The sequence below is a fragment of the Mesorhizobium sp. M7A.F.Ca.US.007.01.2.1 genome (genome assembly GCF_003998165.1).
Classification (GTDB): domain Bacteria; phylum Pseudomonadota; class Alphaproteobacteria; order Rhizobiales; family Rhizobiaceae; genus Mesorhizobium; species Mesorhizobium ciceri.
Genome location: NZ_RZQP01000016.1, coordinates 18,551 through 32,328, shown reverse-complemented (window position 1 = coordinate 32,328; position 13,778 = coordinate 18,551). Strand labels below are relative to the sequence as shown.

The 13,778-nt window shown below is 63.4% G+C and carries 14 protein-coding genes; 6 read left to right on the top strand and 8 right to left on the bottom strand.

Features of this window, described 5'->3' with window-relative positions:
• Window positions 1–27 precede the first annotated feature (27 nt).
• Both EN949_RS05245 and EN949_RS05240 read right to left on the bottom strand, forming a co-directional pair.
• Window positions 28–1,359 carry an ABC transporter substrate-binding protein gene (locus EN949_RS05245; RefSeq protein WP_027164284.1) on the bottom strand — a complete coding sequence of 444 codons (1,332 nt, stop codon included), beginning with the start codon at window positions 1,357–1,359 and terminating at the stop codon, window positions 28–30.
• 277 nt (window positions 1,360–1,636) lie between these two features.
• Window positions 1,637–2,326 (bottom strand): PIG-L deacetylase family protein, encoded by a 690-nt coding sequence (locus EN949_RS05240; protein ID WP_063169898.1) that lies wholly within the window; start codon window positions 2,324–2,326, stop codon window positions 1,637–1,639.
• 28 nt (window positions 2,327–2,354) lie between these two features.
• On the opposite strand from EN949_RS05240, the gene EN949_RS05235 reads away from it, so the two are divergent.
• From EN949_RS05235 to nhaA, 5 genes are all read left to right on the top strand, one after another.
• Complete coding sequence (locus EN949_RS05235) at window positions 2,355–3,245, top strand: DMT family transporter (RefSeq protein ID WP_063169899.1); 891 nt, start codon at window positions 2,355–2,357, stop codon at window positions 3,243–3,245.
• Window positions 3,246–3,292: 47 nt separating this feature from the next.
• Window positions 3,293–5,755, top strand: a complete 2,463-nt coding sequence (hrpB, locus tag EN949_RS05230; RefSeq protein WP_063169900.1) for an ATP-dependent helicase HrpB — start codon at window positions 3,293–3,295, stop codon at window positions 5,753–5,755.
• A gap of 26 nt (window positions 5,756–5,781) precedes the next feature.
• Window positions 5,782–7,113: an ActS/PrrB/RegB family redox-sensitive histidine kinase gene (locus EN949_RS05225; protein ID WP_063169901.1), complete on the top strand. Its 1,332-nt coding sequence runs from the start codon at window positions 5,782–5,784 to the stop codon at window positions 7,111–7,113.
• Window positions 7,114–7,198: 85 nt separating this feature from the next.
• Window positions 7,199–7,762, top strand: a complete 564-nt coding sequence (locus EN949_RS05220) for an ActR/PrrA/RegA family redox response regulator transcription factor (protein ID WP_013528072.1) — start codon at window positions 7,199–7,201, stop codon at window positions 7,760–7,762.
• A 62-nt stretch (window positions 7,763–7,824) separates the two neighbouring features.
• A complete protein-coding gene (gene nhaA, locus EN949_RS05215; protein WP_063169902.1) occupies window positions 7,825–9,033 on the top strand; it encodes a Na+/H+ antiporter NhaA in 1,209 nt (402 codons plus the stop codon).
• Between the two features lie 14 nt (window positions 9,034–9,047).
• Here the strand turns inward: nhaA and EN949_RS05210 are convergent, their stop codons facing one another.
• From EN949_RS05210 to cueR, 4 genes are all read right to left on the bottom strand, one after another.
• Window positions 9,048–9,548: an MmcB family DNA repair protein gene (locus EN949_RS05210; protein WP_050596417.1), complete on the bottom strand. Its 501-nt coding sequence runs from the start codon at window positions 9,546–9,548 to the stop codon at window positions 9,048–9,050.
• A gap of 91 nt (window positions 9,549–9,639) precedes the next feature.
• Complete coding sequence (locus EN949_RS05205; protein WP_127219059.1) at window positions 9,640–9,900, bottom strand: hypothetical protein; 261 nt, start codon at window positions 9,898–9,900, stop codon at window positions 9,640–9,642.
• Between the two features lie 941 nt (window positions 9,901–10,841).
• Window positions 10,842–11,273 carry an OsmC family protein gene (locus EN949_RS05195; protein WP_013528068.1) on the bottom strand — a complete coding sequence of 144 codons (432 nt, stop codon included), beginning with the start codon at window positions 11,271–11,273 and terminating at the stop codon, window positions 10,842–10,844.
• A gap of 58 nt (window positions 11,274–11,331) precedes the next feature.
• A complete protein-coding gene (gene cueR / locus EN949_RS05190; protein ID WP_024501803.1) occupies window positions 11,332–11,754 on the bottom strand; it encodes a Cu(I)-responsive transcriptional regulator in 423 nt (140 codons plus the stop codon).
• A gap of 226 nt (window positions 11,755–11,980) precedes the next feature.
• Here cueR and EN949_RS05185 point away from each other — a divergent pair, with 226 nt between their 5' ends.
• On the top strand, window positions 11,981–12,598 hold the full coding sequence (locus EN949_RS05185; protein WP_013528066.1) for a L,D-transpeptidase: 618 nt from the start codon (window positions 11,981–11,983) through the stop codon (window positions 12,596–12,598).
• A 111-nt stretch (window positions 12,599–12,709) separates the two neighbouring features.
• On the opposite strand, the gene EN949_RS05180 is transcribed toward EN949_RS05185, so the two are convergent.
• Together EN949_RS05180 and EN949_RS05175 are read right to left on the bottom strand one after the other, a co-directional pair.
• On the bottom strand, window positions 12,710–13,036 hold the full coding sequence (locus EN949_RS05180; RefSeq protein ID WP_013528065.1) for an NIPSNAP family protein: 327 nt from the start codon (window positions 13,034–13,036) through the stop codon (window positions 12,710–12,712).
• Between the two features lie 82 nt (window positions 13,037–13,118).
• A complete protein-coding gene (locus tag EN949_RS05175) occupies window positions 13,119–13,688 on the bottom strand; it encodes a NifU family protein (RefSeq protein ID WP_013528064.1) in 570 nt (189 codons plus the stop codon).
• Window positions 13,689–13,778 lie beyond the last annotated feature (90 nt).

Sequence of the window (13,778 nt, the reverse complement as noted above, 5' to 3'; positions counted from 1 at the left end):
TGCTTGGCTTAGCTCGGGAGGAGCTGGTTACATCTTGCCATCGTCCTGGAAGACCTGGGTCCAGTCCTTGACCAGGCCGTCGAGCGCATCCTTGGCCGAACCCTGGCCGGCGACGACATAGTCGTGGAAGCGTTTCTGCGAAGCCTGCAGCAGCGGGGCGTAGCTCGGCTCGGCCCAGAAGTCCTTCACGATGGCCATCGAGTCGAGGAAGGTCTGCGCATAGGGCTGGCTGGCCGGGAACTTCGGATCCTTGACCACCGCGTTGAGGCACGAATAGCCGCCGAGCGACCACCATTTGGCCTGCACGTCCTTGTTGGCGAACCACTTGATGTATTTCAGCGCCGCCTCCTGCTTGTCGGAATAGGACACCACGGAGATACCCTGGCCGCCGAGCTGGGCGAACTGCTCGCCGTCGGGACCCTTCGGGTTGACGAAGTAACCGATCTTGTCGCCGCCGACATTCTCGTCCTTCTGCAGGCCCGGCCATGTGAAGGCGAAGTTCATGTGCATCGCCACCTGGCCGGATTTGAAGGCATCGACGCCTTCGCCCATGTAGCTGTTCGAGGCACCGGGCGGCGTGCAGCAATCATAGAGCGCCTTGTAGAACTCCAGCCCCTTGACCGACTTGTCGGAGTTGACGAAGCCTTCCATTTCATAGGGCTTCTTGGGGTTTTCGTATTGGAAGCCATAGCTGTAGAGCACGTCCATGGCGCCCATGGTGATGCCTTCGGAGCCGCGCTCGGTGTAGATCGAGGCGCCATAGACGGTCTTGCCGTCGATCTCGCGCTTCTGGAAGAACTCGGCGACCTGCTTCAACTGGTCGAAAGTGGTTGGCGGGCCGAGGTCCCAACCGTACTTCTCCTTGAATTCCTTCTGCAGCTCCGGCTTGGAGAACCAGTCCTTGCGGTAGGTCCAGCCGACGACGTCGCCCATGGCCGGCAGCGCCCAGTAGTTCGGCGTGTTCTTCGGCCATTCCGAATAGCCGACGACGGTTGCCGGCACGAAATCGTCCATGCTGATCTTCTCCTTGTCGAAGAAGTCGTTCAGCTTGACGTAATGGCCGTTCTCGGCAGCGCCGCCGATCCACTGGCTGTCGCCGATGATCAGGTCGCACAATTTGCCGTGCGAGTTGAGCTCGTTGAGGAAACGGTCGGCATAGTTGGTCCACGGCACGAACTCGAATTTCATGCCGATACCGGTTTCCTTGGTAAAATCCTTGGACAGTTCGACAAGCGCGTTGGCCGGGTCCCAGGCGGCCCAGCACAGGGTCAGGTCTTCAGCGTGCGCGACGTTCGCGACGGCTGTCGACGCTGTGATTGCCGAGGTCAGTCCCAACGCCAGTTTCAAGCTCGATTTCATGACTTCCTCCCATTTGCGAAACGCGCCCGGATGACGGTTTCAAAAAGCCCTCAACCCCTCTCCTCAGGGGCCCAAACATGGCGGCGCGGTTGCGCTGCAGATGTTTAGTAATTTGTTTAGTGATGCAATTTTTACTAAACAAGGCAAGCGAATTCGTTGCTGCGCCGCAGCATGCTTATGGCGATGTCTGAAAACGTTGGGAAAAGCGCGGGTCGCTGGCTGGTTTACCGAAGCTGTTCAGGCCGATTCTGACCGGGACGTGGGGCAGCCTCGGCTTTCAATCTACCCTTCTGGTGCTCACCATCACCTTGCGGATCGCCGGCGCCGGCGGCAGCAGCGCGCGGATATCGGCGAACGGGAACGACGGTTCGAAACGGAAGGCTTCGGCCGATGAGCCTTGCGCGCCGTTGCACTGGCCGGCGCGAAAGGCGTTCTGTGTCCGCGCAATGTCGACGAAGCGGTCGGGATCCTGCGATTGATGCATGCGGATCGCCTCGGCCTTGACGTCGGCATGGGCGGAAATGTCGACATAGTGCGTCGGCGAGAAACCGGTGCCGCCCATCGTGTCGGCATGCAGCACTGGGACGGCGAAAGACGCCGCGATACGAACGCCGTCCGACAGCGCGCGATGGTCTGCATGATAATCGTTGGGCGCATGCGTGATCACCAGATCCGGGCCGATTTGACCGATCAGTGCTTTCAGAGCTCCAATCAGCGCTGCATCGGCCACCAGCTCGCCGTCCGGGAAGTCGAGGAAGCGTGGCACTGCGCCTACCAGCGCGGCCGCGGCCGTTGCTTCGTCGCGACGGACACGAGCGAGAACAGCGGGATCACTTGTGCCGCCCCTGGCACCATCGGTGGCCATGGCAAAAGTGAGTTCTGCGCCTTGCGCAGCATAGGCGGCCATCGTACCGAACATGAAGATCTCGATGTCGTCCGGATGCGCACCGAGCGCCAGGATTTTCAAACCACTCTCTCCCCGGAATTGGAACAACGTGACGAACGGAATCCTGCTCGCCCTGATCGCCTACGCAAGCTATTCGGGTAGCGATGCCGTTGTCAAAAGCCTGGGCGGTCAGCTCACGATCTTCGAGATCGGCTTTTTCATAACCTTGTTCGCGGGCTTCTTCCTGTTCTTCACGCGGCCCGCGGGCGAACGCTGGCGCGATTTCTGGCGCACCAGAAGGCCATGGGCGGTGCAGGCGCGTGCCTGGGCGGGCATCGCTTCCGGCGTGCTCAGTGTCTACGCCTTCACCACCATTCCGCTGGCCGAGTCCTATGCGTTGATATTCCTGGCGCCGCTCTGCGTCACCATTCTCTCCACGGTGATCCTCAAGGAGAAGGTCGGCCCCTGGCGCTGGCTGGCAGTGGTCGCCGGTTTCGCCGGTGTCATGCTGGTGGTGCGGCCGGGCTTTCGCGAGCTCAATCTCGGCCACCTTGCCGCCTTCGGTGTTGCCTTCCTCGCCGCCACCAGCGTCATCCTGATGCGCTCGCTGGCGCAGCAGGAAAAGCGCACCACCATGCTCGGCGTGCTGGTCGGCTACGGCCTGCTGTTCAACGGCATTGGTGCCGCCGCCACCTCGTTCACCGTTCCCGACGGCAAGCAGTTGCTGTGGTTGGCGGCGGCCGGTGCCTTCACAGCAGGTGGACAATTCCTTCAACTGCTGGCCATGAAATACGCGCCTGCCAACCGGGTCGCGCCGACGCATTATTCGCAGATCGCCTGGGCGGTGATCCTCGGCGCGTTGTTTTTCCAGGAATATCCGGACGGGCTGTCGCTGGTTGGCCTGGCGGTCGTTGGCGGCGCCGGCCTGTTGACCATGGTGCGTGAGGAAGCGCGGCTGGGGACCGTGCGCTGGAACCCGTTTTCGCGTACCCGGCTTTGAACCGACTCTGGTTGCGCCGTGGCCGTAACCGCTGATATGCGGGCGCCATGACCACAAAACCCCTGCCGGAGCTTCCTGTGTCCGTCGTGCTGCCGGCGCTGAGGGAAGCGCTTGGCGATGGCAACAGCGCCGTGCTGGTGGCGCCGCCCGGCGCTGGCAAGACCACGCTGGTGCCGCTGGCGCTGCTTGACGCGCCTTGGCTCGGCGCCGGCAAGATCATCCTGCTTGAACCGCGCCGCCTCGCCGCTCGCGCCGCCGCTCGCCGGATGGCTGAGTTGCTTGGTGAGGAACCCGGCGCCACCGTCGGCTACGCCATGCGCATGGAAAACCGCATTTCGGCAAAGACCAGGATCGTGGTCGTCACCGAAGGCGTGCTGGCGCGCATGATCCTCGACGATCCCGAACTGCCCGGTGTTTCGGCTGTCATTTTCGACGAATTCCACGAGCGTTCGCTCGACGGCGATTTCGGTCTCGCTCTGGCGCTCGACGTGCAGGGGGCGCTCAGGCCGGATCTGCGCTTGGCTGTGATGTCGGCGACGCTCGACGGCGCGCGCGTCGCCAAACTCATGTCGGGCGCGCCGGTCGTCGAAAGCGAGGGTCGCGCCTTTCCCGTCGATATCCGTTATGACGAACGGCCGGCCGGCATCGCCATCGAGGACGCGATGGCCAAGGCGATCCGCGCCGCCCTTGCCGACGAGAGCGGCAGCGTCCTTGCCTTCCTGCCCGGCCAGCGCGAGATCGAGCGCACCGCCGAACGGCTGGCCGGCAAGGTCGGCACCGATACCGACATCGTCCCGCTCTACGGCATGCTGGACGGCAAGGCGCAGGACGCGGCGATCAAGCCGCCGCCGGCGGGCCGCCGCAAGGTGGTGCTGGCCACCTCGATAGCCGAAACCTCGATCACCATCGACGGCGTGCGCGTCGTCATCGATTCCGGCCTGTCGCGGCTGCCGCGCTATGAGCCGGCCAGTGGCTTGACCCGACTGGAGACCGTGCGTGTCAGCAAGGCTTCCGCCGACCAGCGCGCCGGCCGTGCCGGGCGCACGCAGCCAGGCGTCGCCATCCGGCTGTGGCGGGCCGAGCAAACGGCTGCACTTCCCGCTTTCACGCCGCCGGAAATCCTTGAGGCCGATCTGTCCGGACTGCTGCTCGATTGTGCTGCCTTCGGCGTTGCCGATCCGTCAGCGCTTGCTTTTCTCGATCCGCCACCTGTTCCGGCCCTCAATGAGGCAAGGGGGCTACTGCGCGCGCTGGATGCCATCGACGAGACGGGGCGCCTGACGGAAGCGGGTGCAGCGATGCGCAAGCTCGCTCTGCCGGTGCGGTTGGCGCATATGGTTGCCGAGGCAGCCGGCAGCGGCCATGCCTTCGAGGCGGCAATGTTCGCCGTGCTGCTTACCGAACGCGGCCTCGGTGGCCTCGGCGCCGATCTGGAGCGGCGGCTGATGCGTTTTCGCGGGGAAAGATCTCCGCGCGCTACCGCCGCCAAGCAGCTCGCCGAAAGGCTGGCAAGGCAGGCTGGCGGAGCAAAGGGCAGCGAAGCTGCGGCGGGCGGTCCCCTGCTCGTGCACGCCTGGCCGGATCGGGTGGCGAAGGCGCGCGGCGAGCGCGGCCGTTTCGTGCTGGCCAACGGCTCCGGCGCCATGCTCGACGCCGCCGACCCGCTGGCGGGCGAGCCGTTTCTGGTCGTCGCCGACCTGCAGGGCAAGGCACAGAATGCGCGCATCACGGCGGCAGCGGCGATCGGCGAGGACGATGTCCGTGTCGCGTTGGCGGACAGGATCGAGGCGCGCCGTGAAACGAGCTTCGATCGGGACAAGCGCGCCGTGCGTGTACGTGAAACCGTGCGCCTTGGCGCCATCACGCTCGCCGAGCGCATGCTGCCGCCGCCAACGGGGGCCGACGCCGACCGCGCCGTCCTCGATGCCGTGCGCCAGCACGGGCTGTCGCTGCTGACCTGGAGCAAGGAGGCGCAAACGCTGCGCCAGCGGCTTGGCTGGCTGCATCGCGGCCTGGGCGCGCCATGGCCCGATATGGCGGATGACGCCCTCGTCGAGCGCCTCGACGACTGGCTGCTGCCTTACCTCGCCGGCGCGGCATCGTTTGCCGCCATCGATGCAGGCGTTGTCTCGGCCGGGCTGGCCAGCCTCGTGCCGCATGATCTGCAGCGCAGGATCGATACGCTGGCGCCGACCCATTTCGACGCTCCGTCCGGCAGCCATGTGCCTATCCGCTATGACGGCGAATGGCCGGTGCTGGCGATTCGCGTACAGGAGCTGTTCGGCCTCGACCGCCATCCTTCGATCGCCAATGGCACTGTGCCGCTGACGCTCGAACTCCTGTCGCCGGCGCACCGGCCGATCCAGACGACGCGCGACCTGCCCGGCTTCTGGCGCGGCTCCTGGACCGACGTGCGCGCCGACATGCGCGGCCGCTATCCCAAGCATGTCTGGCCGGAAAACCCGCTGCTCGCCGCCGCCACCGCCCGGGCCAAGCCGCGCGGGACCTAGCCTTTGGAGCTTCGCGGCTGTAATTCATGGCCATGATCAACGTTTTGCGTTCGCCCGATTTCCAGCAGAGCCAGAGACTGCGCCTCAACACGCTAATCCGGTTGCGATGGCTTGCCATTGTCGGTCAGAGCCTGGCGGTGCTCGTCGTCGCCTATGGGCTGAAGTTTCCGCTGCCGGTCAGCCTCTGCTTTGCCCTGATCGCCTGTTCGGCCTGGATGAACCTGTTTCTCGCCTTTCGCTTTCCGGCGGCACACCGGCTCACGCCGCTTGCGGCCTTCGGCATCCTCATCTTCGACAGCCTGCAGCTTGCCGGCCTGCTCTACATGACCGGCGGCCTCACCAATCCGTTCTCGCTGCTGATGACCGTGCCTGTCGTCATTTCGGCGACATCGCTGCCCCTGCGCCTGACTGCCATCCTCGGCGGGCTGGTCATGTCGGCGGCGACCTTTCTGGTCTTTGTCCATCTGCCGCTGCCCTGGCATGAGGATGCGCCGCTGGCCATGCCTTTTCTCTATGTCGCCGGCATGTGGATGGCGGTGCTGTCCTCGATCGCCTTCACCGCCATATATGCTTTTCGGGTGGCAGCCGAAGCCCGGCTTCTGGCCAATGCGCTCGCCGCAACAGAGCTGGTGCTGCAGCGCGAGCAACACCTTTCGGCGCTCGACGGGCTGGCCGCCGCGGCCGCGCACGAGCTCGGCACGCCGCTCGCCACCATCGCGCTTGTCGCCAAGGAGATGGAAAAGGCGCTCGGCAAGGATCCGAAATATGGGGAAGACGTGACGCTGTTGCGTTCGCAGAGCGAGCGTTGCCGCGAGATTCTCAAGCGGCTGACCAGCCTGTCCTCGGAGGGTGAGGCGCATCTTTCGCGGCTGCCATTGACATCGCTGGTCGAGGAGGTCACCGCGCCGCACCGGGACTTCGGCATCTCGATCAAGCTTCGGCCCGGCGAACGCATCGGCCCCGAGCCGGTCGGGCAGCGCAATCCGGGCGTCATCTACGGCCTCGGCAACCTGGTCGAGAACGCGGTCGATTTCGCCCGCAAAAGCGTCACCGTGCGCTGGAGCTGGGACGAGGCCACCGTCACCTTCTCGATCGTCGATGACGGCCCCGGTTTTCCGGCCGAGATCATCGACCGCATCGGCGAGCCCTATATGTCGACGCGCCAGGGCAATGAAACCGGCGGTGGTCTGGGCCTCGGCCTGTTCATCGCCAAGACCCTGCTCGAACGCTCTGGTGCCGTGCTCGATTTCCGCAATTCGGGTGGCCTGGGCGAGGGCGCCATGGTCCAGATATCGTGGCCGCGTGGTGTGTTCCTCAATCCGGAAATCACTTCGGCCAGCATGTTCGACACTGCCTGAGAGCCTTGAAGGACCTCTAAAAATTGGACAAGGAGGCTCAGGAACTATATTTGCGTAAAATTAAGGCAGCAGGAATTTTGAGACTATGACAGGCGACGAGAATATTGGCGCAATGGTTGAAGGCGAGGACACCTCGCTGCTTGTCGTCGATGACGACAAGCCGTTCCTCACGCGTCTGGCCCGCGCCATGGAAGCCAGGGGCTTCGTGGTCGAGACGGCCGAGAGCGTCGAGGAGGCGGTTGCCAAGGCGCGCGCCAATCCGCCCGCCTACGCCGTGGTCGACATGCGGCTCGGCGACGGCAACGGCCTCGACGTGGTCGCGGCCATCCGCGAAAAGCGCGAGGATTCCCGCACCATCATCCTGACCGGCTATGGCAACATCGCCACCGCGGTGACCGCGGTGAAGCTCGGTGCGGTCGATTATCTCTCCAAGCCCGCCGACGCCGATGATATCTTCGCCGCACTCACCCGCACCGCCGGCGAGCGCGCGGCGCCGCCGGAAAACCCGATGTCGGCCGACCGCGTCCGATGGGAGCATATCCAGCGCGTCTATGAGATGTGCGAGCGCAACGTCTCCGAGACAGCGCGCCGGCTCAACATGCACCGTCGCACCTTGCAGCGCATACTGGCAAAGCGCGCGCCGCGTTAAGGCCACCGTTTGCCATCTTGCCGATTGAAACCCGCCGAAACAGGCGGCATGACGGAGGCGACATGCAGGATCTGAAGCAGCGGCCGATTTCCGTCTTCCGCGAATTTCTCGATAGCGAAGCGGCCGGCGGCATCATCCTGATGGCGGCGGCGGCACTTGCGTTGATCGTCGCCAACTCGCCGCTCGCCGAAACCTATTTCTCCGTGCTCCACGCCTATCTCGGCCCGCTCAGCGTCTCGCACTGGGTCAATGACGGGCTGATGGCGGTGTTCTTCCTGCTCGTCGGGCTGGAGATCAAGCGCGAGATGCTGGACGGCCAGCTCTCCACCTGGCCTCGGCGCGTGCTGCCCGGCATCGCCGCCGCCGGCGGCATGCTGGTTCCGGCACTCGTCTATGTCGCCGTCAACCGCAACAATGCGGCCGCCCTGTCCGGCTGGGCGATCCCGACCGCCACCGACATAGCTTTTGCGCTCGGCGTGCTGTCGCTGCTCGGCAGCCGCGTGCCGGCTTCGCTGAAGGTGTTCCTCACAGCATTGGCCATCATCGACGACCTCGGTGCCGTCATCATCATCGCCATCTTCTACACCAGCGGCTTGTCGCTGGCTTATCTGGGTGCCGCCTTCGCAATCATTGCCGCGCTTGTCGTGCTCAACCGCATGCGGGTGATGACGCTTGTGCCCTATCTCGTTCTGGGCGTCGTCCTGTGGGTTCTGGTGCTGAAATCTGGCGTCCATGCAACGCTTGCCGGCGTGGCGCTGGCGCTGACCATCCCGCTTGAGCGCTCCGCCGGGATCGGTCACGATCTGGACCGTTCGCCGCTGCACCGGCTCGAGCACGGCCTGCACAAGATTGTGGCTTTCGTCGTCATCCCGATCTTCGGCTTTGCCAATGCCGGCGTTTCGCTCGCCGGCCTGAGCTTTGGCGCGCTGATCGAGCCGTTGACGCTGGGTGTCGCCGCCGGCCTGGTGGTCGGCAAGCTGGTCGGCGTGTTCGGCTCCTCGGCACTTGCCATCAGGCTCGGTCTTGCCGACCTACCCGCCAATGCCGGCTGGACGCACATGATCGGCATATCGCTGCTGTGCGGCATCGGCTTCACCATGAGCCTGTTCATCGGCCTGCTCGCCTTCGCCGGCGACGTGGCGCTGCAGGACGCGGTCAAGGTCGGCATCCTCGCCGGCTCCTTCATCGCCGCCATCCTGGGCGCTGCCGTGCTGCTCATGGCGTCCGCTAGGGGTGGCGTGGAGGACGGCGAAGAGGAGAGCCGGCCATAGACTGAAGGACGCCGCTACTCGCTCTCACCCTCCAGCGCCGGCACCGACACGCCGGCAAGCTCCGCCGCCAGCAGCCGCGAAGCGCCGGCCCGCGCGATCCGCAGCATCAGCGCCTTGCGCGTTGCCGCTGCCATGCGGTGCTCGGGCGCATCGCGCAGGATCTCGGCGCCATAGCCGTCGGAAAGGATGAAGCCGCATTCGTGCGGGAAGATCTCCGAGGGTACGCCGGGATGGGTGGCGAAGAAGAAGCGGTCGGAATGCAGCCGGTAGTCGGGCCATTTGCGGTCGACCCTGAAATCCTCGATCGAGGATTTGATCTCGATGATCCAGATATCGCCCTGCCGGGTCAAAGCGACGAGGTCGGCACGGCGGCCGGTGGCCAGCGACAGTTCGGGCAAGACATGCGCGCCCATATCCATGAGCAGCCGCTGCACACCGCGCCGCACCAGCATGGCGCGTTCGGACTGGCGACCGTCGATGAGAGGGTTGATTGGGATGGGCGAGATGATCGGCATGCCAGGCACCATGCCAGATTCTGTTCACGGTTTGAACCTGTTTTATGCAGGCGATTGTATATTCGATATACCCGGATATACCCAAAAGAAGTCAGGCATTGATCCTTGAAAGATTGAGCTTGTGGTGCACACCATCGTTCTCATGGGGACGGGCGGCACAAAATTGAACAGCACTGATGGTGAACAACTGTGGGCCTTTGACCTTGATGCTCTGCGCAAGGCTTTCAGAAAGTCCGTTCAGGAGCATAAAGTCACCACGGCTGATTGGGCGGAGCACGCCAAGCAGTTCCTGGAAAAACAGAGAGATCGTCAGCGCAAATCGACTTGATATGCTGCGCCGGTCAATTTCCATTTGGTAACTTTAAGATAGCAGCGAAAAAGTCTTTGCGCGTCACCAACCAAAGTCAGATGCAACCGCTTTGGTTCCGCGAATTCCGAATGGCATAAGCAGGGAGACGTCACTTCGACACTTTCGTGAAGTGCGCACCCCATCTGCGGGTGATGCATGGCTTTATGTAAATTAGCTAAAGCGAATATAAGAGAAAAGTGATATTTTGGAAGCAGCCGGGGCTCCCCCAATACACCCCGCTCCGGTCAGGCCCGGTGGCGGTCCACCCAAAGGAAGGCTACCGGGCCGATCCCTGCAACCAACCGGTGATCCGCTCGTTGATCCCATGCCGGGTTGATCCCCCGGCACTCCAGGACCTGCCCGCTGCCGAGGGGCGGCGGGCCTTTTTTTGCCGATTGATTGAAGCCCGCAGCGATAGCGAAGGCCCCGGCGGGCGCCGGGACCTTCGCGTTGCTGGTCTCGTCAGAAGTGGATCCAGAAGGATCTGCGGAAACATCTGCGGCGCCAATAGCCATTGCGCCAATAGCGACGGCAGACCCGCCTCCACCCGCGTCGGCGACGGCGGCGGTGCCATCTGCGGTGCCGCACCAACTCGACGCCATCCTGGACACCGGGACCATCCGGGTCGAGAATATCGTCGGACGGTTTGTCGAGCTCGTCGAGAATGCCGGGCCCCGTATTCGGGATGCCGGCCAAGGCGGTGGCAGGACGCGCGATTGCGACGACGGTCGCAGCCCCTGCCAGCCCAAGCATTCCAGTCAGAAACAATCGCCGATCCATGCCAACCTCCATCGTTGATCATTGCGACAAGGGAAGACATAGAGCGGCTGATTGACGCGCCCAGATGCCGAAGAAAATTGGGTCAATCGCTCTGCCGTGCCGGCGGCGGGCCTTTTTTGGCGATCTCTGACAATCCACGCGGCCAATGCGCCTGTTCCCGGGGATCATTCCTCCGACAAGCCGGCCGTCGTTGCGGCCGTTTCAATGCTCACCGACACGCCCTGGCGCAGGGAGTTGCTGACCGTGGAAATCGCCGCGGCCCTTGTAATGATCTCGGCCGGGTCGGAGCCGTCCAGCGTCGTGCATGAAACCGCCATGGTTGACGAGGTCGCGAGCAAAGGCTTGCCTTCGAGGTTCAGCGTCACGGTCACGGCGATCTTGTCGAGCGTTACGCCCATTTCCTCGGCGACGTAGCGAAGATCGTTGCAGAAGCAGCCGCCGATCGCCAGGGCAAGCAACTGGCCGCCATTGAAGCCCAGGCCCATGCCGCCGGCCTTGCCTTCGGGCCGGTCGACGATGATCGTGTGGCCGCCGGCCCAGCCCATGGCGGCTCGCGTGTCCTCCACATTGCGCAGTTCGACGGTCATCGAGACCATTGCGGATGTCCTCCCGGCAGGAGTCGACCAGGCTTCGGGCGTCGTCGACATACGGTCATTATGCAGGCGCAGAGGCGCCCTTGTCGCTAGGCAATGCCGCGCCCGCCATGTCATCAAGGATCGGACAATCCGGCCTTTCGTCGCCGTGACAGGCATGAATCAGTTTCTGCAGCGTCGAGCGCATCGACTGCAACTCGCGCACTTTCTCCTCGATCGCCGTGACATGGGCGGCGGCGATTTCGCGCACGTTTTGGCTGGCGCGGCTGCGATCCTGGTAAAGCGCCATCAGCTGGCGGCAATCGTCGATGGAAAAGCCGAGATTGCGCGCGCGGCGCAGGAAGGCCAGCCGATGGATGTCGTCTCCGGAATAATCGCGGTAGCCGTTGGCGGCGCGTGCCGGGGCGATCAGGCCGATCTCTTCATAGTAACGGATGGTCTTGGCCGGCAGGCCGGAGCGGTGGGCGGCGTCACCGACATTCATGACGGTTCTCCTCGATTTCCAGGAACCCATGGAGCAGGCCCCTTGAATTTGCTTCACAATCCTGTGAGTCCTGTTGCCAAAATGCCATAGTGATACGCTTACCGGTACGTCAAGGCAGGCATATAGGCATCGCGCGCTTGGCAAGCAAAGCAAATGCCAGCATGAATGATGATGAGAGAGCGGCCGACTCGTGCCGCCGAGTTTGGGCGGGGCACCGGATCACCTGATGCGCATGAAGTCGTTTGCAATCATCGCCGCACTGGCGCTCTCCACTGCTATCGCCGGTTGCAGCACCATCGGCTCGCAGATCTTCTCCAACGACTACGGCGCGGTCACCGACGCCGGTTATCAGCTGCCGCGCATCCCGATCGAGAAAGTGCCGATGAAGTACCATCGGCAGGAAGTGAACTACGATAGCCCGGAAAAGCCGGGCACGATCATCGTCGATACGCAGAACAAGTTCCTTTATTTCATCGAGGGCGACGGAAGGGCCATTCGCTACGGCATCGGCGTCGGCCGCGAGGGCTTCGAGTGGCATGGCACCGCCCACATTGCGCTCAAGCGCGAATGGCCGACCTGGACGCCGCCGAGGCAGATGATCCAGCGCCAGCCGGAATTGGAAAAGTTTGCCGGCGGCATGGAGCCGGGCCTGAAGAACCCGCTCGGCGCGCGCGCCATGTACCTGTTCAACAAGGGCGGTGATTCAGGCTATCGCCTGCATGGCAGCCCCGAATGGAATTCGATCGGCAAGGCGATGTCGTCTGGCTGCATCCGGCTGATGAATCAGGACATTATCGACCTCTATGACCGCGCCTCGGTCGGCGCCAAGGTCATCGTTCTCTAGAGGCAGTTTTCGTACGCGGACCGTCTAGGCAACAACGGACGTCCCAAGCAGAAAACCGGGCAATTCGGCCCGGTTTTTTGTTGTTTGCGCGATGCGACGCCTGCTCGGCGGTCAGGACACCGCCGAGAACGCGGTGGGTACCAAAATTTGGTTGATGATTGTCTCGGTGATCTGGCCATCACGCTCGGAGTCTTCCCGCGCCTGCGTCCAGGCAGGGTCCTTCACGAACGCCGTCCAGCGCTCTTCGCGTTCGGCCAGCGATTCCCATGCCAGCATGTAGGTCAGTTCGTTGTTCGAAGCTCCGATCAGCGTGGTAAAGAAACCCGCTTGGCGGATACCGTGCTTTTCCCATAATTTGAGCGTGATCTTGTCGAAGCGATCAAGAAGCGCCGGCAAGCGTCCCGGCAGAGCCCGGTAAACCCGAAGTTCGTAGATCATTTTGGAGTTCCTTCTGACCGATGCGCCGGAAGCGAAGAAATCGGACCAGACGGTCAGCAGGGTAGAATTGTCAAAACGGGCGTCAGGAGACCTGCTCGACCTGCTGCACTTCCGGCACGAAATGGCGCAGAAGGTTCTGGATGCCGTGCTTCAGCGTCGCCGTCGATGACGGGCAGCCGGCGCAGGCACCCTTCATGTGCAGGAACACCGTGCCATTCTCGAAGCCGCGGAAGGTGATGTCGCCGCCATCCTGGGCGACCGCCGGGCGCACCCGCGTGTCGAGCAGCTCCTTGATGGTGATGACCAGCTCCTCGTCGGCCTTGTCGTAGAACTCACCGGTCTGGCTGGTCTCGGCGGCCGGGCCGGCCTTGGCCATGACGGGCGCGCCGGACATGAAATGCTCCATGATGGCGCCGAGGATCGCCGGCTTCAAATGCTGCCAGTCGGGGCCATCCTTGGTCACGGTGATGAAGTCATAGCCGAAGAAAACGCCGGTGACGCCAGGAATTTCGAACAGCCGGCCGGCCAGCGGCGAGGCGACGGCGGCGCTGTCGGCATCGCGGAAATCGGCGGTGCCTTCCACAAGCACTTCCTTGCCGGGCAGGAATTTCAGCGTCGCCGGGTTTGGCGTCGATTCGGTCTGGATGAACATGGCCGTCTCCGTGCCCGGTTGGGCATCTAGTTTGGAACAATTCTAAATAGGCTCAATTGGCTGGACATTCAAGCGAAACGCATCGCCGGA